14 protein-coding genes and 2 pseudogenes are annotated in these 16,188 nt (G+C 75.1%); 9 read left to right on the top strand and 7 right to left on the bottom strand.

The genetic code is table 11. The annotated features are described in order from the left end of the window. The first annotated feature begins 180 nt into the window (after window positions 1-180). The 6 genes from AB0947_RS26950 (at window position 181) to AB0947_RS26925 (ending at window position 5,894) form a co-directional block, all read left to right on the top strand. Complete coding sequence (locus tag AB0947_RS26950; RefSeq protein WP_366752899.1) at window positions 181-786, top strand: sulfite oxidase-like oxidoreductase; 606 nt, start codon at window positions 181-183, stop codon at window positions 784-786. Next, a complete protein-coding gene (locus AB0947_RS26945; protein WP_366752898.1) occupies window positions 779-1,534 on the top strand; it encodes a ferredoxin reductase in 756 nt (251 codons plus the stop codon). Before AB0947_RS26950 ends, AB0947_RS26945 begins: the two co-directional genes overlap by 8 nt. Window positions 1,535-1,909: 375 nt before the next feature. Continuing rightward, window positions 1,910-2,494, top strand: a complete 585-nt coding sequence (locus tag AB0947_RS26940; RefSeq protein ID WP_366752897.1) for a hypothetical protein — start codon at window positions 1,910-1,912, stop codon at window positions 2,492-2,494. 225 nt (window positions 2,495-2,719) lie between these two features. After that, window positions 2,720-3,688, top strand: coding sequence for an acetylxylan esterase (locus AB0947_RS26935; protein ID WP_366752896.1), 969 nt, complete (start codon window positions 2,720-2,722; stop codon window positions 3,686-3,688). Window positions 3,689-3,797: 109 nt separating this feature from the next. Next, window positions 3,798-4,997, top strand: a complete 1,200-nt coding sequence (locus tag AB0947_RS26930; RefSeq protein WP_366752895.1) for a serine hydrolase domain-containing protein — start codon at window positions 3,798-3,800, stop codon at window positions 4,995-4,997. A gap of 153 nt (window positions 4,998-5,150) precedes the next feature. Beyond that, window positions 5,151-5,894: a GntR family transcriptional regulator gene (locus AB0947_RS26925; protein ID WP_366752894.1), complete on the top strand. Its 744-nt coding sequence runs from the start codon at window positions 5,151-5,153 to the stop codon at window positions 5,892-5,894. On the opposite strand, the gene AB0947_RS26920 is transcribed toward AB0947_RS26925, so the two are convergent. The 3 genes from AB0947_RS26920 to AB0947_RS26910 form a co-directional block, all read right to left on the bottom strand. Further along, a complete protein-coding gene (locus tag AB0947_RS26920; RefSeq protein WP_366752893.1) occupies window positions 5,864-6,637 on the bottom strand; it encodes a class I SAM-dependent methyltransferase in 774 nt (257 codons plus the stop codon). The two genes, AB0947_RS26925 and AB0947_RS26920, sit on opposite strands and share 31 nt — an antisense overlap. A 92-nt stretch (window positions 6,638-6,729) precedes the next feature. Beyond that, entirely contained in the window at window positions 6,730-7,188 is a 459-nt protein-coding gene (locus tag AB0947_RS26915) for a hypothetical protein (RefSeq protein WP_366752892.1), read from the bottom strand. A gap of 27 nt (window positions 7,189-7,215) precedes the next feature. After that, the gene (locus tag AB0947_RS26910) at window positions 7,216-7,830 is read right to left on the bottom strand and encodes a PadR family transcriptional regulator (RefSeq protein ID WP_366752891.1); all 615 of its coding nucleotides are present in this window, start codon (window positions 7,828-7,830) and stop codon (window positions 7,216-7,218) included. A 76-nt stretch (window positions 7,831-7,906) separates the two neighbouring features. Here AB0947_RS26910 and AB0947_RS26905 point away from each other — a divergent pair, with 76 nt between their 5' ends. Further along, entirely contained in the window at window positions 7,907-8,305 is a 399-nt protein-coding gene (locus tag AB0947_RS26905) for a nuclear transport factor 2 family protein (RefSeq protein WP_366752890.1), read from the top strand. A 30-nt stretch (window positions 8,306-8,335) separates the two neighbouring features. On the opposite strand, the gene AB0947_RS26900 is transcribed toward AB0947_RS26905, so the two are convergent. Further along, the gene (locus AB0947_RS26900; protein WP_366752889.1) at window positions 8,336-9,262 is read right to left on the bottom strand and encodes a hypothetical protein; all 927 of its coding nucleotides are present in this window, start codon (window positions 9,260-9,262) and stop codon (window positions 8,336-8,338) included. Window positions 9,263-9,387: 125 nt separating this feature from the next. Beyond that, window positions 9,388-10,638: pseudogene (locus AB0947_RS26895) on the bottom strand (cytochrome P450). Window positions 10,639-11,026: 388 nt separating this feature from the next. Between AB0947_RS26895 and rho the strand changes: the two are divergent. Further along, on the top strand, window positions 11,027-12,175 hold the full coding sequence (rho, locus tag AB0947_RS26890; RefSeq protein ID WP_366752888.1) for a transcription termination factor Rho: 1,149 nt from the start codon (window positions 11,027-11,029) through the stop codon (window positions 12,173-12,175). A 101-nt stretch (window positions 12,176-12,276) separates the two neighbouring features. After that, window positions 12,277-13,170, top strand: a pseudogene (locus AB0947_RS26885) (serine hydrolase); the annotation flags it as partial. Between the two features lie 11 nt (window positions 13,171-13,181). Here AB0947_RS26885 and AB0947_RS26880 read toward each other — a convergent pair. Both AB0947_RS26880 and mptB read right to left on the bottom strand, forming a co-directional pair. Next, entirely contained in the window at window positions 13,182-14,585 is a 1,404-nt protein-coding gene (locus AB0947_RS26880) for a glycosyltransferase family 87 protein (RefSeq protein ID WP_366752887.1), read from the bottom strand. Continuing rightward, window positions 14,582-15,994, bottom strand: coding sequence for a polyprenol phosphomannose-dependent alpha 1,6 mannosyltransferase MptB (gene mptB / locus AB0947_RS26875; protein WP_366753048.1), 1,413 nt, complete (start codon window positions 15,992-15,994; stop codon window positions 14,582-14,584). Before mptB ends, AB0947_RS26880 begins: the two co-directional genes overlap by 4 nt. Window positions 15,995-16,188 lie beyond the last annotated feature (194 nt).

Here is a 16,188-nt window from a genome sequence, read left to right as displayed (position 1 = left end):
GGTTCCGGGCCGGTATTCCCGGCCCGGGACAGAGTTCACACGGCCGCAATGACAGGCAACGCGTCACGCGATGAGGGCGACGAGCCGGGACGCGGCGCGGCGCGGCGCCGTGAGGTGCGAGGCGCCGCGGGACCGCCGGCCGGGGCCGGAGCATCCCGGCCGACCCCGTACGGTTTAACCATGAACGTCACGCGAGGCTTCACGGGTCGCCCGCGCGTCCACAACCCGGGGCTGCCGCCCGGGCAGTACGACGCGCGCGACGACTGGCCCGTCCTGTCCGCCGAGGTCACCCCCGACCTCACCCCCGCCGACTGGTCCTTCTGCATCGACGGCCTGGTCGAGCGCCCGCACACCTGGGACTGGGACGCGGCGCACGCACTGCCGGCGTCGGCGTACCACGGTGACATCCACTGTGTGACCGGCTGGTCGAAGTTCGGCGTGCGGTTCGGCGGCGTCTCGCTGGACGCCTTCTTCCGTGTGGTGCGCCCCCATGGGACCGCCACACATGCCGTCGCCCACTCCCACACGGGCTACACCACCAACCTGCCGCTCGCCGACCTCACCGGCGGACGGGCCTGGATCGTCTGGGAGTACGACGGCGCACCGCTGCCGCCCGAACACGGCGGACCGGCGCGGCTGGTGGTGCCCCACCTGTACTTCTGGAAGAGCGCCAAGTGGATCGCGGGCATCACGCTCCTGGACCACGACGAGCCGGGCTTCTGGGAGCGCAACGGCTACCACGGGCGCGGCAACCCGTGGGAGGAACAGCGGTACGCCGGTGACTGAGACGACGACTTCCGCGCAGCGGTTCGCGGTGCCGGGGCGGATCGCCGTGAGCGAGCAGGCGGCCTCCGTGTGGCGGACGGCCACCCTTACGGAGATCCGGCGCGAGACACCGCACGCGGCCACGTTCCGGCTGGCGGTGCCGCACTGGGCGGGGCACCTGCCGGGCCAGCACCTGCTGCTGCGGCTGACCGCCGCGGACGGCTATGCGGCGCAGCGCCACTATTCGATCGCGTCCGCCCCGGACGGTTCCGGGCACATCGAGCTGACCCTCGACCGGGTGCCGGACGGCGAGGTCTCCGGCTGGTTCCACACCGTGGCCCGGCCCGGTGACACGGTGGAGGTGCGGGGCCCGCTCAGCGGCTTCTTCGCCTGGCCGGGCGACCGGCCCGCGCTGCTGATCGGGGCAGGGTCCGGGGTCGTACCGCTGATGGCGATGATCCGGCACCACCGGGCGCGCGGTCTCACCGTCCCGCTGCGGATGCTGGTGTCGGCGCGCAGTCCCGAGGAGCTGATCTACGCGTCCGAGCTCGGCGCGGAGACGACGCCCGTGTTCACGCGCAGCGCTCCGCCCGGGGTTCCGGTGGGACGTATGACGACCGCACATGTGGCGCCCCTCCTGGCCGACCCGCCCGTCGGTGGGTGGGAAGCCTATGTGTGCGGGTCCAACGGTTTCGCCGAACACGCTTCCCGACTGCTGGTGGCGGCCGGCCAGCCGGTGGACCGCATCCGCATCGAGCGCTTCGGCTGACCCCTGGGGACCGGCCGGGACGCGGTGACGCTGAGCGCGCCGGCCGAACCCCGGCGGAAGAGCCGGCCCGGAACACGCCGGCCCGAGACCGCTCGGGGCCCGGCTCCGAACCCGTCGGCCGGGACCAGGCGGTGCGGCCGGGGCCCGGCGGGGCGGCGCCCGGGTCGCGCCGGGGGGCGCCGCGCGCGATCGTGGGGCGCGGGGGGCGTGCCGTGCACCATATGGGCCGGAACTGGCTGGTTCACGGCGTGCGCGAGGTGCGCCGAACGGGGTACGAGACGGGTGTGGACGCTCGTGTCCGTGAGCGGCGGGGGCGGTGGACCGGCGACCCGGCTCCTCCCGCTCTCCGGCTGCGGCGGTGGCGAGGAGGTGGACATGCGTACCCGGGTGCGTGGCTGGCGCTGGCGGCGCAATCCGCTGCGGCGCCGGTCGGACGTCGTGGAGGCGTGGGCGGTGCTGGTGGTCGCCGTCCTGATGTCCGTGGTCGCGCCCCTGGCCGGGGTGGCCGCGGGCCTGCACGCCCACGACCAGGCCCGGGCACTGGCCGCTGCCCAGCGGGCCGAACGCCATCAGGTGCGCGCGGTGGTGGTCGGCGACACGCTCCGGCGGCTGGCCCCGTCGCAGAGCGACCCCCGGCAGCCCTACCGCGCCCAGGTCCGCTGGACCGAGCCGGGCAAGGGCGTCCGGACGGCGTGGGCCCGGGTTCCGGCGGGGACCCGGGCCGGGGAGCCGGTGTCGGTGTGGTTCGACTCCCGGGGCCGTAGCGTCGGGCCGCCCGCGGACGACGTCGCGGTGTGGCAGCACACCGTGACCGCCGGGCTGTGCGCGGCGGCCGGTACGGCGACCGTCGTCTTCCTCGGCCACGTGGTCGCGCGCCGGATCGCGCTGCGCCATCGGCTGGCCGAGTGGGAGCGGGAGTGGGCCAGGACGGGACCCCGGTGGACCCAGCCGCTCACCTGACGCCCAGCCGCCGGAAACGGCCGCCTTGTGACCCGACCACTCGGAGCGTCCTCCCGCACTCGCCCGTGCCTCGGAGCACGCGCTTACCCGCCTTCGGACCAGCCGCGATGGCACGCACGAGGGAACGGCCCAACCCGCGCGGCGCCCCCACATGACCCTGGCGAGTCATCCGATCACCCCCGTACGGTGAGGCGACGCAGTCTCCCTTCACGAAGGCGGTTGTTGATGGCCCTGTTCGACCTGCCCCTCGACGAACTCCGCGCGTATCGCAGCGAGTCCCCCGAACCGGACGACTTCGACGCCTTCTGGGACAAGACGCTCCAGCAGGCCCGCGAGCACGAACTGGACGCGCGCTTCGAGCCGGTGGAGACCGGGCTGTCCACCGTCGAGGTGTACGACGTGACGTTCGCCGGGTTCGGCGGCCACCCGGTGAAGGGCTGGCTGCGGCTGCCGGCCGGTGCCGCACAGCCGCTGCCGCTGGTCGTGGAGTTCATCGGCTACGGCGGCGGGCGCGGCCTGCCGCACGAGAACCTGCTGTGGGCGTCGACGGGCCGGGCCCACTTCGTGATGGACACCCGGGGGCAGGGCAGCGCCTGGGGCGGCGGGGGCGGCACCCCGGACCCGGTGGGCGCGCCGCCCGCGTACCCCGGCTTCATGACGCGGGGCATCGACGCGCCGGAGAACTACTACTACCGCCGGGTGTTCACGGACGCCGTGCGCGCGGTCGAGGCCGCCCGCCGCCACCCGCTGGCCGACCCGGCGCGGACGGCGGTGACCGGCGAGAGCCAGGGCGGCGGCATCGCCCTGGCCGTCGGCGGACTGGTCCCGGACCTGGTGGCGGTCGCCCCGGACGTGCCGTTCCTGTGCGACTTCCCGCGCGCGACGACCCTGACGGACCGTCACCCGTACCGGGAGTTCGGCCTGTTCCTGAAGACGCACCGCGGGCGCTCGGCGGACGTGCTGCACACGCTGTCCTACTTCGACGGGGTGCATTTCGCGGCCCGGGGCCGGGCGCCGGCCCTGTTCTCGGCGGCCCTGGAGGACCAGACCTGCCCGCCGTCGACCGTGTTCGCGGCCTTCAACGCGTGGGCGCACGAGGACAAGGCGATCGAGGTGTACGAGTTCAACGACCACGAGGGCGGCGGCCCCTTCCAGGAGGCCGAGAAGGTGCGCTGGCTGCGGTCGTACGCTTGAGACCCGCCGTCGACGGCGCCGGTCTTTCCTCCGGTCCGACCAGTCGGTACGTTCGGAGCGCCCGGGCGGCAGTGCCGCGGCCCGGGATCCCGGCGACGAGGGAGGCCACATGCCCGCGCACGAAGCCCAGGGAAGACGGCAGACACCGCAGACGGACGCGCAGGTCCACGGGCACTGCGATCCGCGGTTCGCGGCGGTACGGGAGGCGTTCGCGGAGAACTTCCGCGCACGCGGGGAACTCGGCGCCGCGGTCGCGGTGACCGTTGCCGGTGAGACGGTGGTGGACCTGTGGGGCGGCTGGGCGGACGCGGACCGCACCCGGCCCTGGGCACGGGACACCGTGGTGAACGTGTGGTCGACCACCAAGGGGCCGGTGGCGCTGTGCGCGCACATCCTCGCCGACCGGGGCCTGCTCGACCTCGACGCGCCGGTGGCCGCCTACTGGCCGGAATTCGCCGCCGAAGGCAAGGACAAGGTGCTCGTGCGGCACCTGCTGTCACACCGCGCCGGGCTGTCGGGGCTGCGCGAGCCGCACACCCTGGAGGACCTGTACGACTGGGACCTGACCACCGCGCGGCTCGCCGCGACGGCGCCCTGGTGGGAGCCGGGCACCCGATCGGGCTACCACGCGCTGACGTACGGCTTCCTGGTCGGGGAGGTCGTGCGGCGCGTGTCGGGACTGCGGCCGGGAGCCTTCCTGGAGCGGGAGGTGACCGGGCCGCTCGCGCTCGACTTCACGGTGGGCCTGCCGGAGCGGGACTCCGGCCGGGCGGCGCGGCTGGTGCACCCGCCGGCCGCGTCGCGCACCGAACAGGCGCCGGCATCCGGCCAGTTGGCGCCGGTCGCGCTGGCGGCCCTGGCCAACCCCCTCGTCGGGGCGGCGGAGGCGAACAGCCCGGCCTGGCGTGCGGCGGAGATCCCGGCGGCCAACGGACACGGCACCGCCCGCGCGGTCGCGGCGCTGTACGGCGTCTTCGCCGGGGGCGGCTCGTACGGCGGCCGGCGCATCCTGTCGCCGGAGGCGGCGGAGCGGGTGCGCGAGGGCCAGGGCAGCTGCCGCGACCTGGTGCTCGGCGCGGGCTTCGAGGGCGACACCGAGGTGGGGCTCGGGCTGTGGCTGAGCGGGCCCCAGGGGTCGTACGGCCCCAATCCGCGCGCTTTCGGCCACGACGGTTTCGGTGGTTCCTGCGGGCTCGCCGATCCGGACGCGGGGGTGTCGCTGGGTTACGTCATGAACCGGATGGGGCCGCACATCGCCAATGATCCACGGAAAACAGCGCTGGTGGAGGCCCTCTACAGCGCCTTGTGACGGTGCGGCGCGGCGCCTGGCGAGTGCCGTGCGCGCGGGTGGGTTTCGGTCGAACCGACCGATCGCTCTTCCCTCGTGGTTTAGACCAATGGTAGTCATGGTTGCGCACTGAACCCGTACGACTACCTTTTGTCACCGACAGGAGGGCGCGGCATGGCCCGCACCACCCCGCACGATCCCCCGACCGGCGGCGACCGGCCCCTGTACGGGCGGATCGCGGCGCTGCTGCTCGACGAACTGCGCGCCGGCACCATTCCACCGGGTCAACGGCTGCCGGGCGAACGGCACTTGGCCGCGCACTACGGAGTCAGCCGGGAGACCGTCCGGCAGGCGCTGGAGGTGCTGCGCCGCAGCGGTGCGGTCGCCACCGACCGGCGGGGCAGCCATGCGACGCTGCCCGGCCGGCCCGTCGAGACGGCGGGATCGCTCACCTTCCCGGTGGGCGCCCGGCCGGTGGACCCGTACGCGGTCGACCGGGCCACGGTGAGCTGGGAGGAGCCGCCGCCGGAGCACGCACGGGCCCTGGGCCTGGCCCCGCACCGGCCCACGCTGGTGCACCGCTACCGGTCGGTGACGCCGGACGGCCGGTCGCTGCGCACGGCGGTGACGTCGTTCTCCGCGGTGGCGCTGGCCGAGGTGGCGGAGCTGGCCCGCTACCGGGACCGGGCCGACGGGACCACCCCGGCGCAGCTGCGGCGGGCCTACGACTGGATGCGCACGGCGGGCCTGACCCTGCACCACCGGGACGCCATCACCCAGATCGGCGCCGCCTCCTCGGTGCGGGTGACCCGGCGTGTGCACGACCAGTACGCGCGCCCGCTGGAGATCACCGACCTGTTGGTGAACGCCGAATGCGACGCCCTGGTCTACGAGTTCACCCTGCCCGCCGCGGGCTGACCGCCGAGGGGCGCGGCGTCGGCCCGCCGGGCCACCAGCAGTCGGGCGCGCGGGCTGCCGTCGGCTCGCCGGCCGAACCCGGGCAGGACGCCCAGCTCCACCGTCAGGCCCGCGCGCTCCAGCTCGCGCAGCACGGCGCTCAGCCGGAAGGTCCGGTAGTACATGACGAACGGCGGTCGCCACAGCGCGTTGCGCACCCGCATCACCGCGTCGAAGCCGAGCAGCGTCCAGAAACCGGGGTGCGCCGGGCCGGGCGGCGCGAACACCGGGAAGACGAAGCGGCCACCGGGCCGCAGCACCCCGCGGACCTGGGTGAACAGGCCCGGCAGTTCGCGGGGCAGGAAGTGGCCGAACGCGCCGAAGGAGACGACGAGGTCGAAGGCGGCCGTGAATGGCAGGGCCCGGGCGTCGCCGCGCACCCATGCGACCCCCGGCCCGTCGGGGGCCGACACGCGCCGGCGGGCGACGTCGAGCATGCCGGCGCTGAAGTCGACCCCGGTGACGCTGCGGCGGCACAGTCCGGTCAGCAGGTGCGTGCCGGCGCCGGTGCCGCAGCACAGGTCGAGTCCGTCCGTGAAGGGGCCGAGCGGGGCGAGTGCCCGCGCCACGGAGTCCAGTACGGCGTCGGGCGTCCGGAAGGGGGTGTGGTCGAACTTCGGCGCGAGCAGGTCGTAGCCGTGCTCGACGGACGACAGCGCCTGGACGGTCAGCTCGCGGAGCGTGGGGCCTTCGGGACCGAACATGACGTCAGCCTATGACGGTGGTGTCGCGGCGCGGGCGGAAGCGCACAAGGCGACGGGCTTCACCGCGGGCCCGGCCGGCCCGGCGCCGTCGGTCAGCCGAAGGTGTCGTGGCACAGCCGCGCGATCTCCGGTGTGGTCACGCCGTCCGCCTGGCGGCACAGGTCGCGCATCCGGACGGCGGCGGGCGGCCGGGAGGCGGGGCGGGGACGCCGTACCGGGTGGCGTACCGGTCCCCGGCGCTCGGGGCGGGGGCGCCGGACCGGCGGGGCGGCCGGTGCCACCGCCCGGGGAGGTGCCGCGGGCACCGGTACGCGGCCGGTCCCGGGGTTGCGGCGCGGCCCGGCCGACGAACGGGGTCCGTGGCCGGTGCGGACCAGCGCCGCGTGCCCGGACGGCGCTCGGACCGGCTCCTGGAGCACCGAGGGCCGCACCACCGTGTCCGGGGCGAGGGAGCGACGGGGGCGGGCCGTGTCGGGCACGGGGTCGACGGTGGCGCAGCCGGCGACGGTCACCAGCGCCGCCACCAGCAGCGGAAGAAGTCGGCGAGGCACCCGCCCACTGTCCCGCACCACCCGGGGTCACGACCCGTTCCGCGGGGGATCACCACCCTGATGAGCGATCCGCCGGGCCGGCGCGGCGTCTCCGCGCCGCCGGAGCACCGCGAGGACCCGCTCGCACCAGCGCACGTTCTCCTCCTCGAAGGCGATCCCGGCCAGGAGCGTGAGGTAAGGCCCCACCCGGTCGGCGGTGTGGAGGAAATCCTCCTCCGTCCGCCCCGCGAGCAGGCGCTCGCGCACCCTCCGGTAGCGGTCGAGCTTGCCGCGCGCCCAGCCCATGCGCTCCTCGATCAGCGCCCGGGTGACCTCCGGGTCGCCCCCGTCCATGGCCTGGACCTTGATGAGGAGTTCGTCCCGGATCGCGGTGGGCCGCTTCGGCGGCTCGGCGGCGAACGCGTCCAGCTCGGCCCGGCCGGCCTCGGTGAGCGTGAACATCCGCTTGTTCGGGCGGCGTTCCTGCTGCACGGTGCGGGCCTGGAGCAGGCCGTCCCCGGCGAGGCGCTCCAGCTCACGGTAGAGCTGCTGGGGGGTCGCGGGCCAGAAGTTCGCGAACGAGACGTCGAAGGCCTTCGACAGCTCGTAGCCCGAGGCCTCGCCCTCCAGCAGGGCGGCCAGGACGGCGTACTTGAGCGACATGTGGACAGGCTAGCAGTCAGTTGATTAATCTCAGCCGCACTTATTCAATTAGTTGACTAGTGAGTGGGGTGAGCCGATGCGCGCGTTCCGCGAGGCGGTGGAGGCCGGGGACCTGGACGCCGTCGAGGCGCTGCTGGCCGAGGACGTCGTGTTCACCAGCCCGGTCGCCTTCAAGCCGTACCCGGGCAAGGCGATCACCGCGGCGGTGCTGCGCGCGGTGTTCCAGGTCTTCGAGGACTTCCGGTACGTCCGGGAGATCGGCGGCCCGGCCGGCCTGGACCACGCGCTGGTGTTCCAGGCCCGGGTCGGCGACCGGGAGCTGACCGGCTGCGACTTCCTGCACGTGAACGAGGACGGCCTGATCGACGACCTCACGGTCATGGTCCGTCCGCTGTCGGGCGCGCAGGCCCTCGGCGAGGCCATGGGCGCGCGGTTCGAGCAGATCGTGAAGGATGCCGGGGCGCGGTCGGCGTGAGCCGCCGCGCGCACCGCGGCACGGCGGTGATCAGTCCCTCAGCTGCCGTAGCGTGGCCTTGGTGTCGGTCTTCAGCCAGTCGGTGACGTCGGTCAGCGCGGGCGGGTTCTTGTCCTCGTCGTACGAGGTGAGGTAGACGCTGTAGCTCATCGTGTACGTCACCCAGCCGTCGCGGACGGCGAGCGTGGCGTACCGGGAGCCGCTGGAGGAGGAGCCGTTCGAGGTGTCCTGGCTGACCAGGTAGGCCTCGTCGCCGATGCCCTCGACCGGGTCGACGTCGTACCCGGTGTGGCTCTCCCCGTAGTTCTTCCAGGTCGCGGTGAACTCGGGCGCGGGGTCGGTCTTCTTGTGCAGGTCCAGCTGCAGGGTCAGATAGGCGTCCGCGTAGGACGAGCCGGACTTCTTCAGGCCCAGGCTGCAGTAACTCTCGTCCAGCGCCCCGTCCTTGAGTGAGGTCCGGGTCGGCGAGGAGTCGTTCTCGGTGTACTCGGCCTTGAAGGACGAGTAGTCGGCGCCGGAGCACATGTTGGCGGGCGCCGAGTAGCCGCGCAGGTCCGCGCTGTCGCTCCGCCCGCCGATGAGGAGGACGCCGGCCGCCCACGCGGCGGAGGCGACGACCGCGCCGACGGCGGCCCACAGCACCGCACGGCCGGCCCCGCCGCCGGCCGGGGGGCCGGGCGGCACGGGCCCGTACTGGGGTAACTGCGCGTACGGGTTGCCCGGCTGCGGCTGTCCCGGCGCGGGCTGGTCGGCCAGGGTGGGCTGCGCGTGGAACGTCCCCGGTGGGGGCGACTGCGGGTTCGGGTAGGGGTAGGCCGTCGGCTGCGGAGGCACGGCCGGCTGCTGCGGGGGCCGCGGCGCGGGCTGGTCGGCCGGCTGCGGGGGCACGGCCGGCTGCTGCGGGGGCTGCGGCGCGGGCTGGTCGGCCGGCTGCGGGGGCTGCGGTGGCGTGGACATGTCGCGAAGATAGTGGACGGTTGGCGGTCAAGTCCCCTGGTGTCCGGGATCGTTACGGTCTGGGGACGTCTGTTCCCGGATTCCCGGACCCTGCCGCTCCGGCCGGTTCGCGGCTCAGGGGCGGGTCACCCCGCGGCGAGCCGCACCGGCAGAGCGCGCACGCTGTTGCCGACGAAGCCCGCGTGCGGCACCAGGCCGGCTTCGGGTACGGCGAGTCGCAGCGACGGGAACCGGGTGAACAGCCGCTCCAGGGCGACCGTGGCCTCCAGCCGGGCGAGTGGCGCGCCCAGGCAGTAGTGGGCGCCGTGCCCGAGGGACAGGTGCCGTACGGCACCGGGCCGGGCGGAGCGGGTGAGGTCGAAGCGGCCGGCGTCCGGGCCGTGCGCCGCCGGGTCGCGGCCGGCGGCGGAGTAACCGGCCAGCACGGGGGTTCCGGCGGGGACGAGCGTGCCGGCGACGGTCAGGTCCCGTACGGGGTAGCGGAACGGGAAGTAGCTGACCGGCGCGTCCCAGCGCAGCGTCTAGTCCACCACGTCCGCCCAGCTCGCCCGGCCCGCGCGCACCAGGCCCAGCTGCTCGGGGTGGGCGCACAGGGCGCGCACGGCGTTGGTGATCAGGTTGAGCGTGGTCTCGTGCCCGGCGATGACCATCAGCAGCAGGGTGCCGATCAGCTCCTGCTCGCTGAGCCGGTCGCCGCCCTCGTCGCGGGCGGCGAGGAGCGCGCTCGTGAGGTCGTCGCCGGGCCGCGCGGCCTTCGCCGCGGCGATCTCGCCGAGGACCGCGACGAGTTCCCGGTTGGCGGCGACGGCCTCGGCCGGTGCGGTGTCGGTGGCCACGACCAGGCTGCCGAGCCGGTGCAGGCGGTCCCGGAACTCAACGTCCACGCCCAGGAGTTCGCAGATCACGCCCATCGGAAGGGGCAGGGCGAAGTGCCGGCGCAGGTCGGCGACTCCGTCGCCCGAGGCGGCGGCGCGTGCCAGGCCGTCCAGCAGTGACTCCGTCAGCTCCACCACCCGTGGCCGCAGTTCCGCCACCCGGCGGGGCGTGAAGGCGCGGGCCGCCAGGGACCGCAGCCGCCGGTGGTCGTCTCCGTCGGCGGTGGTCATGCCCGGCACGGTGGCGAACGTCAGCAACGGCCAGCCCGCACCGACCCTCCCTTCACGCAGGGCGGTGAAGTGGCGTGCGTCCTTGGCGACCTGCGGGTGTTGCAGGAACTCCTTCAGCGCCTCGTGCCCGAGTACGGCCATGCCCTCGATCCCGCCGGGCAGCTCGACCGGGACCACGGCACCCCGGGACAGCAGGCGCGCGTTCACGGCGTGCGGGCAGCCGCCGGCGGGGTCCAGGCGGTGCGGGGTGCGGGCGGCCGAGGTGTCCACCGGATGCTGCTGACGTTCCCCTGACAAGGCGACTCCTCCCGACGTCTCCCCGAGAGCGCGCCCGCCCTCCGGGGGAATAACCCGCTCCGGTGGTTCGTTGAGCCGACCAAGGACGCGGTACTCCCCCGGGTGGTACCGTTCCCTCAGCACCCGTGCACGGCCGCTGTGGCCGCCGGTGCCAGTCTCCCCTCTCCACGCTGATCCGTCCGCCGTTTTCCGGATGTCCGGTTCCCGGCGCGTCAGCTTTCCCGGCACCACCTCGTGACGGGCCTTCCACGCCGTACCCGAGGTGCCGTTCCCGCCGCCCGGAGGCAGTCCCGCACGCCTCCCGCTCGCGGCCTCACCCCCTTTTTTCCTCTCTGATCCGTCCGCGAAAGGACCCCCTCCCATGACCACCACACTCGAACACCCGCCCGCGGCCCGACAGGCGCCGGCTGCCCCGCTCGTCACCGGTGTCCTCGACATCGACGCGCACGGAAAGGGACACCTGAGGGCCGCGAGCCTCCTGCCCTCCCCCGCCGATCCGCAGGTCGCACCGGCGCTGATCCGCCGCCACGGGCTGCGCAAGGGCGACCTGGTCGAAGGCGTCCGGGGCGCGCAGCGGGCCCTGACCGAGGTCGCGCGCGTCAACGGACGCGCTCCCGGCGAGCCGGGCCCCCGGCCGCACTTCCGCGACCTGACCCCGCTCCACCCGCACCGGCGCATCCGTCTGGAGCACCCCGCCTCCGGCCTGGCCGGACGCGTCACCGATCTGCTCGCTCCGGTCGGCAAGGGCCAGCGCGGCCTCATCGTGGCCCCGCCGAAGACCGGCAAGACGGTGCTGCTCCAGCAGTTCGCCGCCGCCGTGGCCGGCAACCACCCCGAGTGCCGGCTGATGGTCCTCCTGCTCGACGAGCGGCCCGAGGAGGTCACCGAGATGCGCCGCTCGGTACGCGGCGAGGTGTACGCCTCCACCTTCGACCGGCCGGCCAAGGAGCACATCGCCCTCGCCGACCTGGTCGTGGAGCGGGCCAAGCGCCTGGTGGAGGCCGGCGAGGACGTCGTCGTCCTGCTGGACTCCCTGACCCGGCTGTGCCGGGCCCACAACAACGCCTCCGCCGCCGGCGGCCGTACCCTGAGCGGCGGTGTCGACGCCGGCGCGCTGCTCGGCCCCAAGCGGTTCTTCGGCGCCGCCCGCCAGACCGAGGAGGGCGGCTCGCTCACCATCCTCGCCACGGTCCTCGTGGACACGGGCTCCCGCGCCGACGGCTACTTCTTCGAGGAGCTGAAGGGCACGGGCAACATGGAGCTGCGCCTGGACCGGGAACTCGCCGGCCGCCGCGTCTTCCCCGCCGTCGGCATCGACACCAGCGGCACCCGCCGCGAGGAACTCCTCCTCAGCCCCGCCGAGCTGTCGGCCGTACACGGTCTGCGCCGTGTCCTGCGCTCCCGGGAGGGCGGGCCCCTCGGGCTGGAGACCCTGCTGGAGCGGCTGCGTGCCACACCCGGCAACGCCGCGTTCCTGCGGCAGGTCAGGCCCACCCTGCCGGCCGCCTGACGCGCGGCCACGGGGGCGCCGGGTGTGGCATCCGGGTTGCCCCGGTGACCCGAACGGCCCGGCGGTGTGGTGCATACACACCAATTTCGTACTTTGATCATATGATCACCGGATTCTCTTATCGCGCGGCGGTGTCGGCCTGCTCCCTCTGTGTGGCGGGCCTGCTGGCGCTCACGCCGGCCGCTGCCGCCGCCGGGCCCCGGGTCGCGCAGCCCGCCGGGGAGCCCGCCCCGCCCCGCCCTGGGACGGCGATGCCGGGGCCGTCCCTGCTCTACCACTCCGGCATCCAGGTCCGGCCGCACCGGGACGCCCCCGGGCTCCCGGACGTCTCGGCGCTGTCCTGGCTCGTCGCCGACGCGGGCAGCGGCGAGGTGCTGGCCGCGTACGACGCCCACCGCGAGCTCCCGCCCGCGAGCACCCTGAAGACCCTCTTCGCGCTCACCATGCTGCCGGTGCTGCCCAGCGGCCGGCAGCACACCGTGCGGTACGGCGAACTGGACGACGTCGCCGAGGGCAGCAGCCTGGTCGGCGTCGAGGAAGGGCACACCTACCAGGTGGCCGACCTGTGGCGCGGCGTCTTCCTCAGCTCCGGGAACGACGCCGTGCACGTGCTCGCCCGGATGGGCGGCGGCTGGGAGGCCACGGCCGCCCGCATGCAGGACAAGGCCCGCTCGCTCGGCGCCCTGGACACCCATGTGGTCTCCCCGGACGGCTACGACGCCCCCGGCCAGGTGTCCTCCGCCTACGACCTCGCGGTGTTCGGCCGGACCGGCCTGCGCAACCCCGACTTCGCCCGGTACTGCGCCACCGCCGAGGCCCCCTTCCCCGGTGACGGGTCCCCGTACCCCATCGAGAACACCAACCGGCTGCTGACCGGCGAGGACGGCGTGGCGCCGTACCCCGGACTCATCGGGATCAAGAACGGCTACACCAGCAACGCGGGCAACACCCTGGTGGCCGCGGCGCACCGGGGCGGGCGCACCCTCGTGGTGACCGTGCTCAACCCTCAGGCCGGCGGCGGGTTCACCGTGTACGAGGAGGCCCGCTCCCTGCTGGACTGGGGCTTCGCGGCGGCCGGGCGGGTCGACCCGGTCGGCTCGCTGGACGGGCTGCGGCCCGCTACCCCCCGTCCCTCGGCGTCCGCGGCGCCGGTGGCGGCGGCCGTGGCACCGGACGACGACTCGGACTGGTCCGGCACCGCCGTCGTCGCGGGGCTGTCCGGACTGGGCGCGGGGGCCGTGGCACTGGTGCTGCGGGCCAAGGTGAGCCGGGGCCGCGACTGACCCACCGGCAGGCCGAGCAGCAGGCCCAGCGAGATCCACGTGTAGAGGTTGCCGCCCAGGAACCCGTCCAGGCCGGAGGCGTCGTCGAACCACAGCCACACCACGCTGGTGCACAGCACCGCGTACAGGACGGCCGCGGTCCGCGGACGCCCGGCGCGGACCAGCACCGCGAAGGAGGGCAGCAGCCACACCAGGTGGTGCACCCAGGTGACCGGGCTGACCAGGCAGGCCGCCGCACCGGTGAGCGCGAACGCCGCCGGCCAGTCCCCGGCCGCGACCGCCCGCCGGCCGCGCCACGCCCAGACGCAGAGGGTCAGCAGCACCACGGCCGCCCACAGCGGGCGGCCGGTCTCGCCGAGGCGGGCCAGCACCCCTTGCAGCGACTGGTTCGACACGTAGTCGAGCCGGCCCACGCGGCGGGTGTCCCAGAGCGCCTCGGTCCAGTAGAAGCGGGAGGCCGCCGGATCCGCCCAGCAGGCCAGCGCGGTCGCGGCCACGGCCACGGCCGTCGCGGTGCCGGCCGCCCGCCGGCGCCCGGCGAGCAGCAGCAGGCCGATGAAGAGGGCGGGGGTGAGTTTCACGGCGGCGGCGAGCCCGGTCCCCGCGCCCGCCCAGCGGCCCCGGCCGCTCGCCAGCAGCCAGGAGTCGCCGAGGACCAGGGCGAGCAGCACCAGGTTCACCTGGCCGAAGCTGACGGTGTCCCGCAACGGCTCGAACAGCGCGAGCAGGCACAGGCACAGCGCCCACCGGTACCAGCCGTGGCCGCGCCCGTGCGGGCCGGCCAGGACGCGCAGGACCACCACCAGCGCGGCCAGGTTCACCAGCAGGGACGCGGTGATCGCCGCGGTCCTGCCGAGCAGCGCCAGCGGCAGCATGGCGACGGCGGCGAACGGCGGGTACGTGAAGCCGTACGCGGTGCCCGGCACCCGGTAGTCGTAGATCCGGCCGCCGTGGTGCACCCAGGTGTGCACCGTGCCGTAGTACACCCGCAGGTCGAAGAAGCCGCGCAGCAGCGGCACGGTGGCCGTGAACACGGTCACGGCCGCCACGAGGAGCACGACGAGCACCAGCCGGCCCCGCTCCGTGCGCGGCCCCGGCAGCCCCGGCGTTCTCCGCCGGCCCGTCATGCCACGCGTCCCGGCACCGGACCCCGGGCCGCCCTGTGGGCCTGGCCGGCCTGGTGGGCCTGCCACAGGACGACGACCCCGAGTGCCCCGCCGGAGACCGCGAGCACCAGCTGTCCGGGGCCGGCCGGGCCGCCACCGGGCAGGACGGCGAGGGAGAGCACCCCCGCCAGGGCGGCCACCCGGTGCCGTACCGGGGTGCTGGGCGCGGCGGCGGCGATGAGGAACAGGCCCCACAGCGCGTACCAGGGGCGGATCGCCGGGCCGAGGACGGCGACCGCGAGCAGGCTCAGGCCCAGCGCGTACACCGGGCGGGGCCTCAGCCGCAGCCAGATCAGCAGGACGGCGACGGCGGTGGCCGCGAGGCCCAGCAGGTGCCAGGCCGGGACGGCCAGCGGGGCCAGGGAGCTGCCGAGGTGTTCGAGCAGGGCGCCGGTGGCGCGGCCGAGCAGGCTGGTCAGCGCCCAGTTGTGCGGGGAGACCGGGGTGTCCAGGGCGCCGATCCAGCCGTAGCCGGTGCCGGCGACGGCCGTGGCGGCGACCGTCGTCGCCGCGGCGGCCGCCGCCGTGGTCAGCGCGGCCGGCAGCGGACGGCCGCCGGAACGGACCCGCAGGGCCACGACGGCCGGCAGGCCGAGCAGCGCCGGTGCCTTGACCAGGGCGGCGAGGGTGACGAGGACGGCGCCGGCGACGGGGCCGCGGCCTCGCGCGGCGACCAGGCCGAGCCCGAGCAGGCCGAGCATCAGGGCGTCGTTGTGGGCGCCCGCGACCAGGTGCAGCAGCACGAGCGGGTTCAGGGCGCCGAGCCACAGGGCGGCGGCCGGGTCGGCTCCGCTGTGCCGGGCGAGCCGGGGCAGCGCGACCGCCATGAGGGCCACGCCGAGCAGGGCCAGCAGGCGCATGCCGAGCAGACCGGCGGGCACCGCGCCGCCGGTCAGTCCGGACAGCGCCGAGGCGAGCGCCAGGAAGGCGGGTCCGTAGGGGGCGCCGGTGTGCCGCCACATCGGGGCGACCTCGCCGGCGAGCGGGCCGCCGAGCCACGCCGGGCCGTGGGCGTAGACGTCCAGGTGGGCGTCGACCATGGCGCCCTGCGCGAGATAGCTGTACACGTCCCGGCTGAACAGCGGCGGGGCCGGCAGCAGCGGGGCCGCCCACACGGCCAGGACGAGCAGCAGGGCGCGCGGGGTGGGCGGTTCGGGGCCGCGGACCAGCCGGCCGAGGAGCACCCAGGCGGCGATCAGCAGCACGACCCCGAAGTACACCCCGACCAGGCCGAGCGCCGCCTTGGCCGAGGCGGGCGCCAGGAGGTCCCGGACGGGGAGGGCGCCGGCCGTCTCACCGCCGAGCGCGAGACAGGCGGTGCCGGCCAGGCCCGTCACCTGGCAGCGGCGGATATCGACGGGGAACGCCAAGGCCAACACCGGGTCAGCGTGGCGGCGCCGGGTGGCCGGAGGGCGACGGCGGCCCTGCCGGGCGGGGGCCGGGGTGTGACCGGAGCGTGGTGTGGTGCGGCCGGGTTCGCGGTGCCGGTCCGTCGGGCCCGCCGGCTAGGCCGAGGCCTCGCCCGAACCGGGTGCCTCTCGCGGGCCGGCTGCCCCGCCGCGTG

Source organism: Streptomyces sp. NPDC047841 (assembly GCF_040704085.1).
In the GTDB taxonomy this organism is placed as follows: Bacteria; Actinomycetota; Actinomycetes; order Streptomycetales; family Streptomycetaceae; genus Streptomyces; species Streptomyces argyrophylli.
The sequence above is the reverse complement of the archived record's forward strand: the minus strand, read 5'-3'. Positions and strand labels throughout refer to the sequence as shown.